Consider the following 13921-nt stretch of genomic DNA (forward strand, 5'->3'; position numbering starts at 1 on the left):
TGGCGGATCAGTCCCGCAGGCTCCTCGGGAGCACGTTGTCCCACACCCGGTCGATATAGGCGAGGCAGTCCTGTTTGCTGCCCCGGGGGCCGGTGCGGGACCAGCCTGCGGGCGGTTCCCCGTCCGCAGGCCAGGTGGAGTACTGGTCCTCCTCGTTGACCACCACGGTGTACTCGGTCATGCGGGAGCTCCCGGAAAACCGTGCTGGCCTGGAAAGAAGTTCTCCACGACCGTCCCGCCGCCGCGTTCGGTGATCTTGCGGTGTACCCAGCTGCCCAGTGCCAGGTCGAGCACGCCGAGCCCGAACGGGGAGAAGATCGCCGGTTGCCCCGCCGGTCGTTCGATCCGCCCGGTGACCAGTTCGGCGATGGTGCCGTGCACGAACTCCCGGTTCCCGGTGCGCTGTTCGGTCAGGTGCAGCGAGGTGCGCTCGCGCACGGCGTGGTCGACGTCGTCGGTGATGTTGAAGGCGCCGAGGATGAGCTCCGGGGCCAGATCGCGCAGCGAGACGTGCAGGACGACGGGGTTGTGCCGCAACAGTTCCGGATCGTGAATGTGCGGGGTCCCGGCGACCGTGGCGAGCACGACGAGATCGCTTTCCGCGCACACCTGCTCGGCGCTGTCCGCGATCCGCACCTCACCGGCGCCGTCGGCCGTGCAGTCCGCGGCGAACCGGCCCGCCGCGTCCGCGCTGTGGTCGTAGAGCAGGAATTCCCCGAGCTGCCAGTTCAGATCGCGGAAGAACCGGCGGATGTTCTCCGCGATCAGTCCGGTTCCGATGAACCCGATGGTGTTTGCTTTCCGTTGCCCGGTAAGGGCTTCCGCGCCGAGCACGGCCGAGGCGGCGGTGCGCGATGCGGAGATCACCGAGGCTTCGAGGCAGGCGAAGGGATAACCGGTCGTGCAGTCGTTGAGCAGCAGTGCGGCCGAGGCGCGCGGGATCCCGTTCGCGGTGTTGCCGGGGAAACTGGCGATCCACTTGATCCCGGCGACGTCGAAATCGGCACCCAGATAACCGGGCAGCGCGATGATCCGGTCCGACTCCCGGTGCGGGAACCGCAGGAAACTGCTGTGCGGTAACACGCTCTGCTGATTCTCGTGCGCGAGATAACCCGCGCGGATCACCTCGAGGCAGCCCGGGCGGTCCGCCTCGATCTCGGCGGAGATCTCCGGGCCGCCGACGACGAGGAACGGTTTTTCGGTCACAATGGCTCCTTCATGCGGATGGGGTCAATTCGAGGTGCGGGTCGAAGCCGAACTGCTCGCGCACCCAGTCGCGATCGTAGACGGTGTCGGCATAGGCGCGGCCCCGATCGGCGCACAGGAAAGCAACGCTGGCGGGTACTTCGCCGGCCAAGGCTCCGGAACCGAAATACTCGTTGAGCGCGGCGTACACGCTTCCGGTGGAGCCGCCCGCGTGGATTCCGTGTGTGCGCAGCAGTTCGTGGCAGCCGCGGATCGCGTCCTGTTCGCGCACCAGCATCACCTCGTCGATGAGCGCGTGCTCGCACAACGGCGGCCGCATACTCGATCCGAGCCCGGGCAGTCGCCGCTTTCCCGGTGTGTCCCCGAAAATGGCGGATCCGGCGGCGTCCACGGCGATCACCTTCGCCCGCGGGAACTCCTGTTTCACCCGCAGCGAGAGTCCGCTGATCGTGCCGCAGGTGCTGGTGCCGACGAACAGGTAGTCGAGCCGGTCGAGTTGCGCGCACAGTTCCCCGCCGGTGAGCCGGTAGTGCGCGAACAGCGCGTCGAGGTTCGCGTACTGGTTCGGCCAGTACACCGGGTCGAGTTCGGTGCGCAGCCGCTGCACCGCGGCCAGCCGGGTGCTCAGGAATCCGCCGCTGGCATCGCGTTCGGTGACCTTCTCCACCCGGCGGCAGGTATCCCGCAGGAAGCGTTCGGTCGCAGCATTCACGTTCGGATCGATCACCGGGACGAACTCGATACCGAGCCGGGCGCAGAAGTTCGCCAGGGAGATGGCGAAATTCCCCGATGAGGACTCGACGATGGTGCTGTCCCTGGTGATCTCGCCGCGTTCGATGGCGGATTTCAGGATCCAGTACGCGGAGCGGTCCTTGGAGCTGCCGTTCGGGTTCTCGTACTCGAGTTTGGCCCACAGGTCGAGCTCGTGTGAAAGGGCGACGACCGGGGTCTCGATCATCGCGGCACGCAGCTCGGTGATCCCGCGCAGCAGCTGGCGATCGGTCATGCGGGCACGCTCCGTGGGGTGACCGGACTGGGAATGATCGGGAAGAGCGGGAACTGCCGGGCGAGTCGCAGCACTTCGGCCCCGGTGGTGAACAGCGCCCCGGAGCCGCCGAGCCAGGCGTGGATGAGCGCGGCCAGCTGGCACATCTCGCCCGGCCCGAATCCGCGCCTTGTCACCGCGGCGGTGCCGAGCCGCAGGTGCGTGCCGGCCGGTTCGGCGAGAATGTTGACCTCGGCGAGCTTGCGGGCGCCCGCTTCGGCGTCCTCGGTGACCAGATCGGTGAACGGCACCGCGCAGGAGCGGACGCAGTCGCGGCCGAGCGCGCGCAGCTGCTCGTCCAGGTGCGCGGCGTTGTCGAGCACGGCCCGCGCCCCGGCGATGCCGTGTTCCCCGGTGGCGGCGTCCAGGGCACGGGCGACCCCGGCGAGTACCGGGGCGGGCACCGCGGGATGCTCCGCGTGTCCGCCGAGCACCAGGGTCGCTCGCGGCCCGCCGAGCGCGGAATCCATGGCCAGTACCGCGGTTGCGTTCTCCGGGAGTTCCGCGTTCCCGGTGAGCACCCCGAGCGCGGTGTCCGAGATATCGGTGACCGTGCCCTCCCGCGCGGCCGCCTCGGCGGGGGTCGCCGAGGTGATCACCACCCGGTCGGCGCGGAATCCGCGCAGCGCCCGGTCTTTGGCGAGCTGTTCGATCCGGTCGCTACTCGGGCCGACATAGGTCAGCGCGCCCATCGCCGCGCCCACACTGGATTCCAGCACGGATGCCCTCGTGGTGAGCGCGATGCTGCGTTCGGCGCGCTCCCATTCGGCGTGCACCAAGCCGTGCAGTTCGGCGTCCTGGCTGGCCAGCAGTTCGGTTCCGGTGACGGGGACCCGCATCATCGCGCGACCGCCGAACGGTAGGCCCGTGTGGTCAGCGGGGCGAAGATGGCCAGCAGCAGCACGGTCAGCAGCAGCGCCCAGGGGATCGGCGCGCTGCCGAACACGCTCATTCCGCGCAGTGCCGCGGATCCCGCGTTGCCGAACAGATCCCGGCAGGCCGCGATGACCGCGCTGATCGGGTTCCACGCGCACACCGCCTGCAGCCAGCCGGGCAGTTTGCCGAGCGGGATGAACGCATTGGACAGGAAGGTGATCGGCGCGACGATCACGAACGCGACCGGGGTGATCACCTCGGGGGAACGCAGCGCGAGTCCGAGCAGCGCGCCGAGCCAGGCCATGGTCAGCCCGAGCAGCGCGAGAATGCCGAACCCGGCGAGTACCGCGAGCACATTGGTATGCACCCGCCAGCCGATAGCGAATCCGATCAGCGCCATCGCGGCCGCGGAAGTCAGGGACAGCAACAGATTCGAGGTGGTGCGCGCGATCATCACCGGTGCGGCGCCGATCGGCAGCGAGCGGAACCGGTCCACGATTCCGCCCGCGAGATCGTCGGCCACCCCGAGCGCGGTCCCGGACACGTTCATCAGCATGGTCTGCGCGAGGATCCCGGCCATCAGGTAGTCCAGATAGTCCACCCCGGGCACGGACATCGCGCTGCCGAACAGCACCCCGAAGATGACCACATAGGCCACCGGCATCATGGTGAGGCTGAGCAGTTTCTCGGGTATCCGCAACAGATGCCGGATGTGCCTGCCGAGCAGCGCACTGGTCTCCATCGCGAGTTCACGCAGGTTCATGCCGGGCTCCCTGCTTTCTCGGTTTCCGCCGGACTGTCCATGCCGCCGACGAGGGAGAGGAACACATCGTCGAGCGAGGGGCGGCTGGTGCCGAACTCGGTGACCTCGATGCGGGACTCGCGCAACCGTCCGGTGACCTCGGCGAGGGTGTCGATGCCCTCGCGCGTGGCGAAGGAAATGGTGCCGGATTCGGGATCGAGCAGCGGCCGCTCGGTGAACAGGGGCTCCAGCGTGCGCACCGCACCGTCCACATCGGAGGAATCGGCGAGCGTGATGCGCAGCCGTTCCCCGCCGACGCGGCGTTTCAGCTCGGCCTGGGTGCCCTCGGCGATCACCGAACCCTCGCCGAGCACCGCGATCCGGTCCGCGAGCCGGTCGGCCTCCTCGAGGTACTGGGTGGTGAGCAGCACCGTGGTGCCCTCGCGCACCTGTCCGGCGATGATGTCCCAGAGCACCTGCCTGCTCGCCGGATCGAGTCCGGTGGTCGGCTCGTCGAGGAACAGCACCGCCGGCTCGTCCACCAGGCTCGCCGCGAGGTCCACCCGGCGGCGCATCCCGCCCGAGTAGGTCTTCACCGGACGGTCGGCGGCGGCAACGAGATCGAACCGCTCGAGCAGTTCCCCCGCCCTGCGCAAAGCGGACCGCTTGCCCCGGTGGTGCAGCTGGCCGATCAGGGTGAGGTTCTCCCGTCCGGTGAGTCGTTCGTCCACCGCGGCGTACTGCCCGGTGAGCCCGATGCGTTCGCGCACCCGCTTCGGTTCGGCGCTCACCTCGTGCCCGGCGACGGTCGCCCGCCCGGAATCGGCGGGCAGCAGCGTGGACAGAATGCGTACCACGGTGGTCTTTCCCGCTCCGTTGGGCCCGAGCAGACCCAGCACGGTGCCGGTCGGGACGTGCAGATCCACCCCGCGCAGGGCGTAACTGTCCCCGTACCGCTTGCACAGCGCCTCGGCGTGAATACTCACTTGGTCACCTCGATAACTCTTCGACTGCTTCGAACCTGAGAGCACGTCTGAGAGCTCCGTGTCCTGCTGCGCGGGGCCAATCGGCGCCTCGCTGCGTTGTCGTCAGTCGCCATAGAACCCCGCTATGGCTTCTTCCTCCGCCTTGCGATGCATCCGATCCGGCTCCCGCTCGCGACGGACGAGAACTCTCAGACGCACTCTAAGGGCGATCGCGCCGCCGGGGAGCCGGATCCGGGCCAGGGTTCCGGTTGCTGCAAGAACGTTGACCCCGGTACAGCCGGATCGGTGTCATGGCGAACAGGAATTGTTCGCGGAGCGAGGGTGTGAAAGATGGCCGATGGCGTACTGCCGCTGACCGATGCGCAGCGCGGGGTGTGGTTCGCGAACCGGCTGGACCCGGGGAATCCCAGCTATGCCGTGGCCGAATGCGTGCGGATTCCCGGTGCGGTCGACCCGGAATGTTTCGCACGGGCACTGCGCCGGACCGTGGCGGACATCGAGGTGTTGCGCGGCTCGGTCGTCGAGGACACCGAGGGTGGCACTGTGTTGCGGGTCACCGCGGAAATCGAGGATTTCCCTTTCGCATTCCTGGATCTGTCCGCGGAAACCGATCCGGAGCGGTCCGCGCGGGACTGGATCGCGGACCTGCTCGATGAACCGGTCGACGTGACCAGTGCCCCGGCGTTCTCCTTCACTCTGCTGCGCCTTTCCGAGGCGGAATACCTGTGGGTGCAGCGGTATCACCACGTGCTGCTCGACGGGGTCGGTATGACCCTGGTGCAGCGCAGGGTCGCCGAGGTCTACACCGCACTGGTGCGCGGGGAAACCGTTGCGGCGGCTGAATTCCCGCCGAGTTCCGCACTCGCCGATGCCGAGCGCGCCTACCGGGAATCACCGGAGTGCGCGCGGGACAGGGAATACTGGACCGGATTGCTCGCCGATCGCCCGGAACCGGCAAGTGTCGCCGCGCAGGCCTCGGGTACTCCGGATCGCCTGCTGCGCCACACCACGCATCTGGATCGGGCCGCGCTGGAGCGGGTGCACGCGGCCGCGCGGGAGATCGGCATCGCCTGGCCGAGCCTGCTCGTCGCCGGGTTCGGGCTCTACCTGGAGCGGGTCGGCGGCGGTCGCCCGGTCGTACTCGGCCTCCCGGTCGCCGCGCGCGGTCCCAAACTCGGCGCGGTTCCCGGCATGGCAACGAATATCGTGCCGCTGCGCCTGGAAACCGTTGCCGCGCAGGACATCGCCGGACTCGCCAAGCACACCGCCAAGCGGCTGCGCGAGGCGGTGAAACACCAGCGGTACCGCTATGAGCAACTGCGCGCCGAACTCGGCCTGCTCGCCGAGGAACAACGGCTGACCGGCCCGCAGGTGAACATCGTGCTGTTCGACTACGAGCTGGACTTCGCCGGGGTGCGGGGCCAGAGCCACAACCTGGCCGGCGGCCCGGTGGACGAACTCTCCCTGGTGCTCGACGCGCGCTGCCCGGACGGCGGGCTGGACCTGATCCTGGACGCGAACCCGGAACTGTTCACCGAGGCGGAACTGGACACGTTCGCCGAACGGCTGCGTTCGCTGTTCACCACCCTCACACGAACGCCGCCGGAAACCGCGACCGCTTCGCTTTCGGTGACCACGCCCGAGGAATCCACCCGGGTGCTCGAGGAATTCGCCTCGGAGACCCGGACGATCCCGGACAGCACGCTCTACACGGAGTTCATCGCGCAGGCCGCACGCACCCCGGAGGCGCCCGCGGTTCGGCATGCGGGGCAGTGCCTCAGTTACGGCGAACTCGCCTCGGCGGCGAACCGGCTCGCCAGGCGGCTGATCGCGCGCGGTATCGGGCCGGAGGATTTCGTCGCGGTGACCGTGCCCCGCTCGGCGCCCATGATGGTGGCGCTGCTCGGGGTGCTCGGCGCGGGCGCGGCCTATCTGCCGGTCGACCCGAACTATCCGGCCGAGCGGATCGAATATCTGCTCGCGGACGCGGAACCGGTGCTGGCACTGAGCACCACGCGGGCCCGTTCCGTGCTGCCGGACTCGATCGAGGTGCTGCTCCTCGACGAGTCCGAGGTGCAATCCGCCGATGAGGATTTCCCAGTGAGTGCCGCGGAACGGGTGCGGCCGCTGCACCCGGAACACCCGGCGTACGCGATCTACACCTCCGGATCGACCGGGAAACCCAAGGGAGTGGTGGTCGCCAACCGCAGCGCCGTGGACCTGGCCTGCTGGGCGCGGAACACCTTCGGCGCCAAGGGACTCACCGAGGTGCTCGCCTCCACCTCGCTGAACTTCGACGTCTCGGTCTTCGAGATGTTCGGGCCGCTGACCTGTGGCGGCTGCATCGAGATCGTGCGGGATCTGCTGGAGCTCACCGAACGCGCCGAACGGTCCTGGTCGGGCAGCCTGATCAGCGCGGTTCCCTCGGCGCTCTCCGCGGTGCTCGAACACGGCGAGGTGCGGCTGCGCGCCGAACAGGTCGTGCTGGCCGGGGAAGCGCTTCCCGGTTACCTGATGCACCGGATCGAGCGGGCGATTCCCGGCGCGCGGATCGCCAATATCTACGGCCCGACCGAAGCGACCGTGTACGCCGCCGCCTGGTACGGCGCTGTGCCGGAGAGGGAGGGGCGAGCCGCGGAACCACCGATCGGCAAACCACTGCCCAATACCGGTGCCTATATCCTCGACGCCGCGCTGCGCCCGCTGCCGGTGGGGGTGACCGGGGAGCTCTACCTCGCCGGTCCCGGACTGGCCCGCGGTTATCTGGGCAGGCGCGGGCTGAGCGCCCAGCGGTTCCTCGCCGACCCCTACGGAGACGGCACCCGGATGTACCGGACCGGGGATCTGGCGCGGTGGAACGAACACGGCGAGATCGTCTACCTCGGGCGTGCCGATGACCAGATCAAGATCCGCGGGTTCCGGGTGGAACTGGGCGAGGTGGAAAGCGCGCTCGCCGAGGCCGAGGGGGTCGCCCAGGCCGCGGTGGTTTTCCGGGACGGGCGGATCGCCGGATACGTGGTTCCCCTTGCCGGGCACGACATCGAGCCCGCCGAGCTGCGCACGAGGATCGCGAGCCGGCTGCCCGACTACATGGTGCCCTCGGCGATCGTGGTGCTGGATGCCCTGCCGCTCAACGCGAACGGGAAACTCGACCGCAAGCGCCTTCCGGATCCGGAGTTCGGCGCCGGACAGGGCCGGGCCGCGTGCACCGAGAACGAGCGGATCGCCTGCCGGATCGCGGCCGAGGTGCTGGGCCTCGATGAGGTCTCCCCGGAACGGAACTTCTTCTCCCTCGGCGGGGACAGCATCATCGCGATCCAGTTCGTGAACCGCGCCCGTTCCGCGGGACTGGACCTCGGGCCCCGGCAGGTGTTCGAGCACAAGACGATCGAACGCATCGCCGAATCCGCGGGCCGCCTGGAAACCGAGGCCGCGCACGACGAATCGGCCGGACCGGTTCCGCTGACCCCGATCATGCGGCGGCTCGCCGAACGCACCGGGCCGACGGCGGGCTACAACCAGTCGGTGCTGATCGAGGCCCCGGCCGGGATGCGCGCGGCCGAGGTCCCCGCGCTGGTGCAACGGTTGCTCGACCGGCACGACGCGTTCCGGATCCGGGTCCGCGATGGAGCGGCCGAGGTACTGGAATCCGGTGCGGTGCCCGCACGCGTGCGGACCGCGGATTCCGCCGACGTGGCCGCGCTCGCCGAACAGGCAAGGGCCCGGCTCGATCCGGAACAGGCACGGTTGCTCGAGGTGGTGGTGCTCGAAGGGGAGCCACTGCGGCTGTTGTTCGTGGCGCACCACTACGCCGTGGACGGGGTCTCCTGGCGTGTGCTGCTTTCCGAGCTCACCGAACCGAGCCCGGTCCCGGTCGGGTTCCGGAGCTGGGCGCAGCGGCTCGCCGAACGCGAGGCCGGGGCGGAACTGCCGTACTGGCGCGCACAACTGGACGGTCCCACCGCCGCCGCACCCACCGGAGAGGGGCAGAGCAGGCACCGGTTCCGGTTCCCCGCGGAGCTGACCGCGACCCTGCTCGACCGGTTGCCCGCGCAGCTGCACGCGGGCGTGGACGAACTGCTGCTCGCCGCGCTGCACCGGGCGCTGCCCGCGATCGGTGTCGCGACCGGGGAACTGCCGCTGCTCGTGGACCTGGAACGGCACGGCAGGCAGGACGAGGATCTCGGCCGCACGGTCGGCTGGCTGACCAGCATGCACCCGGTCCGGCTCGACCCCTCCGGGGATCCGGTGGCCACGGTGCGCACGGTCAAGGAGGCGATGCGGTCCACGCCGGGCGATGGGCACGGCTATGGCCTGCTGCGCTACCGGGACGGGGAACTGGCCGAGTCCCCGCGGCCCTGGCTCGCGTTCAACTACCTCGGCAGTCTCGCCCTCACCGACCGCGGCTGGTCGCTGGTCGAGGCGGGAGTGATCCCCGGTGCGCAACCAGGGTTGACACCCGAGCACGCGCTGGTGGTCAACGCCTTCCTGGACGGTGCACAGCTGGTCGCCGAACTGGAACTGGCCGGAGCGGAGGCGGACCGGCTCGCCGTGGCCTGGCAGGCGGAACTGGCCGCGCTCGCCGAGGCGGCCCGGCCCGGGCAGCGCACGGGAGCCCCGAGCGCCAGGACCCCGAGCGATTTCCCCTACGCCACACTGAATCAGCACGAGGTGGATGTCCTCGAGGACACCGCGGGCGATCTGGTGGACGCGGTCCGGCCCGCCCCGCTGGCCGCCGGTCTGGTGTTCCACGCGCTCTACGAGCAGGACGCGCAAGACGTCTACACCGTGCAGGTGTGCTTCGAGCTGAGCGGGGAACTCGACGAGGACCGGCTGCGTGCCGCGGCGCAGCGGCTGCTCGACCGGCACGACGCGTTGCGTTCCGGCTTCGCCACCGAGGGGATGCGGGAACCGGTCCGGTTCATCGTCTCCGGAAGGGAACTGCCCTGGACGAGCATCGACGTGTCCACAATGGACGATGCCGCGATCGGGGAACTGCTTGCCCGGTGGCGCACCGAACGGTTCGACCTCGCCCGCCCGCCGCTGCTGCGCTTCGACCTGCTGCGGTTGGGTGCGCACCGGTACCGGCTGGTGTTCACCCATCACCACACCCTGCTCGACGGCTGGTCGCTCCCGGTGCTCGGGGCGGAACTGTTCGCCCTGTACGGCGGCGCGGAACCGGCCGAGACCGCGGGACACGAGCCCTACGCGCGCTGGCTGGCGAACGCGGACCGCGCGGCGGCCGAACAGGCCTGGGCGGCCTATCTCGAAGGCCTGCGCGGGCCGAGCCTGCTCGCCCGCGGTGAACCGGATGCGGCGCCGGACTCGATCCGGGCGCGGCTGCCCATCGAGGAACTGCGGGAGCGCGCCCGCGCACGCGGGGTCACCCTGAACAGCCTGGTGCAGACCGCTTGGGCGCTGGTGCTCGGCACGTTCACCGCGAGCGAGGATGTGGTGTTCGGGGCGACCGTTTCCGGGCGGCCCGCCGAACTTCCCGGCGTGGAGCGGATGGTCGGCCTGTTCATCAACACCGTCCCGGTACGCGCCCGGGTGCATCCGCGACGGACCCTCGCCGAGACCGCGCGCCTGGTGCAGGACGAACAGACCGCGCTGCGCGAGCACCAGCACCTGGGACTGTCCGCGATCCAGCGGGCGAGCGGGCAGGACACCCTGTTCGATTCGCTGCTCGTGTTCGAGAACTACCCGCTGGACCACGCGGAATTCACCCCGGAGGGCGCGGATATCGCGGTCACCGGGGTACACGGCAGCGATGCCACGCACTATCCGGTCACCGTGAACATCACCCCGGGGCAGCAGCTGGAGATCCGGCTCGATCACCGGGACGGCGCGGTGGACCGCCCGCTGGCCGAGGCACTGCTCGCGGCATTCACCCGGGTGCTCACCGGCGATCTCGACCTGCCCGCCGGGCGCCTGCGGCCCGCTTCCGGGCGATTGCTCGCCGGGGAATCCCGTGAGCTTCCGCGCACCACGCTGCCCGCGCTGTTCGGGCGGCAGGTGGCCGAGACGCCCGAGGCGACGGCGGTGATCGCGGATAGCGAGCGGTACAGCTATCGGGAATTCTCCGACCGCGTCGCCCGGCTCGCCGGGCGGATCGCCGCACGTGGGGTCGCTCGCGGGGACCGGGTCGCGGTCGCGGTGCCACGCTCGGCCGAACTGGTCGCCGCACTGTACGCGGTGCAACGGCTCGGCGCGGCCTATGTGCCCATCGATCCGGACTACCCGGCCGAGCGCATCGAGTTCATGCTCGAGGACTGCGCGCCCGCGCTGTTGCTGACCACCTCCGCGCTCGCCGATGAGCTGCCGGAGACCGAGCGGTTGCTCGTGGACACCGCGGAAACCGCCGAACCGGTGGCACCGGCCCAGGTGTCCGCGCACGACACCGCCTACGTCATCTACACCTCGGGATCCACCGGTCGGCCCAAGGGAGTCGCCGTCTCGCACGCCGCGATCGTGAACCGGCTGCTGTGGATGCGCGCCGAGTACGGCATCGGCGCGGACGACGTGATCCTGCAGAAGACCCCGTCCAGCTTCGACGTCTCGGTGTGGGAGTTCTTCCTTCCGCTGCTTTCCGGGGCCGCGCTGGTGGTCGCCGAACCGGAAGCACACACCGATCCGGCCGCCCTCACCGCGCTGATCGAACGGCACGCGGTCAGCACCGTCCACTTCGTACCCTCGATGCTGCAGGCCTTCCTGGCGCACAGCGAACCCGGCAGCTGCCCGTCGCTGCGCAGGGTGATCTGCAGCGGGGAAGCGCTGTCCCCGGCCACCAGGACCCGGTTCGGCGAAGTGCTCGGCGCGCAGCTGCACAATCTGTACGGGCCGACCGAGGCCGCGGTGGATGTGACCGCATGGCCCTGTGAGCCGGCCGATTCGGGCCCGAGTGTGCCGATCGGGGAACCGGTGTGGAACACCCGGCTCTACGTGCTCGACTCGGCGCTGCGCCCGGTTCCCGAAGGGGTCGCCGGGGATCTCTACCTCGCGGGCCCGCAACTGGCCGATGGCTACACCGAGCGCAGGGGCCTGACCGCGACCAGGTTCCTCGCCGACCCGTTCGGTGCCCCCGGGACGCGGATGTACCGCACCGGTGATCTGGCCAGTGTGGACGGTTCCGGGGTGCTGTGGTTTCACGGCCGCGCCGACGACCAGGTCAAGATCCGCGGATTCCGGGTGGAACTCGGCGAGATCGAGTCCGTGCTCGCCGCCGCGAACGGGGTCGCCGAATGCGCGGTGCTCGCGCGCACCGACGCCGGCGGAACGGCGCGGCTGATCGGGTACCTCACCGGAACGGCCGAACCCGAGCAGTTGCGGGCCGGGCTCGCCGAACTGCTGCCCGCGCACATGGTGCCCGCGGCGTTCGTGGTGCTCGAGGAGTTCCCTCTCACCCCGAGCGGGAAACTCGACCGCGGCGCACTGCCGGATCCGGAGTTCACCGGCGGATCCCAGGCGGCGAACGGACCGGTCGAGGAGACCCTGTGCGCGCTGTTCGCCGAAACCCTCGGGCGCACCGAGGTCGGGGCCGGGGACGGTTTCTTCGCGCTCGGCGGGGACAGCATCCTGTCCATCAAACTCGTGGCGCGTGCCAGGGAACACGGCCTGGTGTGCACGCCCAAGGACGTGTTCAAGCACCGCACCCCGGCCGCGCTCGCCGCGGTGTGCACGGCAGCGGGGACCGAGGCGAACGCGGTGGACGGCATCGGCACGCTGCCGGTTCCCCCGATCGCGCAGGCGCTGCTGGACCGCGGTGGGCCGATCGGCGGCTACCACCAGTCCATACGGGTGCACCTGCCCGCCGAGACGAGCGAACCGGTGCTGCGCGCGGCCCTTGCGGCCCTTGTCGAACAGCACGACGCACTGCGTGCCCGGCTGCTTCCCGAAGGCCTCCTGGAGGTACCCGAACCGTCGACTGTGGACGTGCTGCGGATCGATGCGGACCCGGAAAGCGTTGCCGCCGAACTGGATCCGGAGTCCGGGGTGATGTTCCGCGCGGTGTGGGACACCTCGTCCGGACAGCTGCTGCTGCTCGCCCATCACCTGGTGGTCGACGGGATCTCCTGGCAGATCCTGCTCGCCGATCTGCGCACCGCACACGCCGCGATCGCGGACGGAAAAACCCCGGAGCTGCCCGCGGTCCCGGTTTCCTACCGTGGCTGGGCGCGGGCGCTGGAAGACCACGCGCAGACCGTGGATCGGCGGTTCTGGCGCGAACTCGGCGCGGCACCGCGGCTCGGCGCGCGGGCACTGGACCCGGTGAGCGACACCGTGGCCACCGCGCGGCGCACCGAAGTCCGGTTGTCCGCGGCGGACACCGAACGGCTGCTCGGCACGGTGACCGAATCCTGTCACGCGCGCGCCGACGAGGTGCTGCTGGCCGCGCTCGCCGTGGCCGTTCGGTCCTGGCGCGGTCCGGAGGCGCTGCTCGCCGAGCTCGAAGGGCACGGCCGGGATGTCCTCGGTGACCTCGACACCGGCCGCACCGTCGGCTGGTTCACCACGCTGTTCCCGGCGCGCATCGAGATCGGCGCCGCACACGGTGCCGAGGCGGTGAAGCTGGCCAAGGAACAGGTGCGGAACAGCACCGCGCGCGGCGGCGAGTACGGACTGGCCCGCTGGACCGGACAGCGCCCGGAACTCGACAACGGCGCGGAGATCGGCTTCAACTATCTGGGCAGGATGCCCGCACCCGAACCGGGCGCGTTCGCCCCGGCGGGCGAGGGCATCGGCGGCGGGGCGGACCCCGGAATGCCGCTGGCGCACCTGCTCGAGCTCACCGCGGTACACAGCGGGGACCAGCTCGTGGTCGACGTGCTCGCCGCGGGGGAACTGCTCGGCGAGACCGAACTGGAGCGGTTCGCCGATGCCCTGCGCACCGCCCTGGCCGAACTGGCCGAACACGGCGGCGAAGGTGCCGGGTTCACGCCATCGGATCTGAGCCTGCTCGAGCTCGACCAGGACGACATCGACGAATTCGAGAACGAACTAGACGAAGAGTGGGAGTTGCTTCCGTGAGCGAGCTTGCGAGCGAACCAGAAGATACGGCATCTCGTG

At 70.0% G+C, this 13921-nt stretch carries 7 protein-coding genes; 1 reads left to right on the forward strand and 6 read right to left on the reverse strand.

Annotated elements, in window-relative coordinates:
* Nucleotides 1-7: 7 nt before the first annotated feature.
* Genes AD72_RS04395 through AD72_RS04420 form a run of 6 tightly spaced genes read right to left on the reverse strand, consistent with a single transcriptional unit; the run spans nucleotide 8 to nucleotide 4855 of the window.
* Nucleotides 8-181: an MbtH family protein gene (locus AD72_RS04395; protein ID WP_031465083.1), complete on the reverse strand. Its 174-nt coding sequence runs from the start codon at nucleotides 179-181 to the stop codon at nucleotides 8-10.
* Nucleotides 178-1206 carry a 2,3-diaminopropionate biosynthesis protein SbnB gene (gene sbnB / locus AD72_RS04400; RefSeq protein WP_031465084.1) on the reverse strand — a complete coding sequence of 343 codons (1029 nt, stop codon included), beginning with the start codon at nucleotides 1204-1206 and terminating at the stop codon, nucleotides 178-180. The genes AD72_RS04395 and sbnB overlap by 4 nt, the downstream gene beginning before the upstream one ends.
* A gap of 10 nt (nucleotides 1207-1216) precedes the next feature.
* Entirely contained in the window at nucleotides 1217-2212 is a 996-nt protein-coding gene (gene sbnA / locus AD72_RS04405) for a 2,3-diaminopropionate biosynthesis protein SbnA (RefSeq protein ID WP_031465085.1), read from the reverse strand.
* Nucleotides 2209-3093, reverse strand: a complete 885-nt coding sequence (locus AD72_RS04410) for a PLP-dependent aminotransferase family protein (protein WP_031465086.1) — start codon at nucleotides 3091-3093, stop codon at nucleotides 2209-2211. The genes sbnA and AD72_RS04410 overlap by 4 nt, the downstream gene beginning before the upstream one ends.
* The gene (locus AD72_RS04415; protein WP_031465087.1) at nucleotides 3090-3890 is read right to left on the reverse strand and encodes an ABC transporter permease; all 801 of its coding nucleotides are present in this window, start codon (nucleotides 3888-3890) and stop codon (nucleotides 3090-3092) included. Before AD72_RS04415 ends, AD72_RS04410 begins: the two co-directional genes overlap by 4 nt.
* On the reverse strand, nucleotides 3887-4855 hold the full coding sequence (locus AD72_RS04420; RefSeq protein WP_031465088.1) for a daunorubicin resistance protein DrrA family ABC transporter ATP-binding protein: 969 nt from the start codon (nucleotides 4853-4855) through the stop codon (nucleotides 3887-3889). The genes AD72_RS04415 and AD72_RS04420 overlap by 4 nt, the downstream gene beginning before the upstream one ends.
* A gap of 330 nt (nucleotides 4856-5185) precedes the next feature.
* Between AD72_RS04420 and AD72_RS04425 the strand changes: the two genes are divergently transcribed.
* The gene (locus AD72_RS04425) at nucleotides 5186-13882 is read left to right on the forward strand and encodes a non-ribosomal peptide synthetase (RefSeq protein WP_051897900.1); all 8697 of its coding nucleotides are present in this window, start codon (nucleotides 5186-5188) and stop codon (nucleotides 13880-13882) included.
* Nucleotides 13883-13921 lie beyond the last annotated feature (39 nt).

The sequence above is a fragment of the Sciscionella sediminilitoris genome (assembly GCF_000737195.2).
GTDB classification, from domain to species: Bacteria; Actinomycetota; Actinomycetes; order Mycobacteriales; family Pseudonocardiaceae; genus Sciscionella; species Sciscionella sediminilitoris.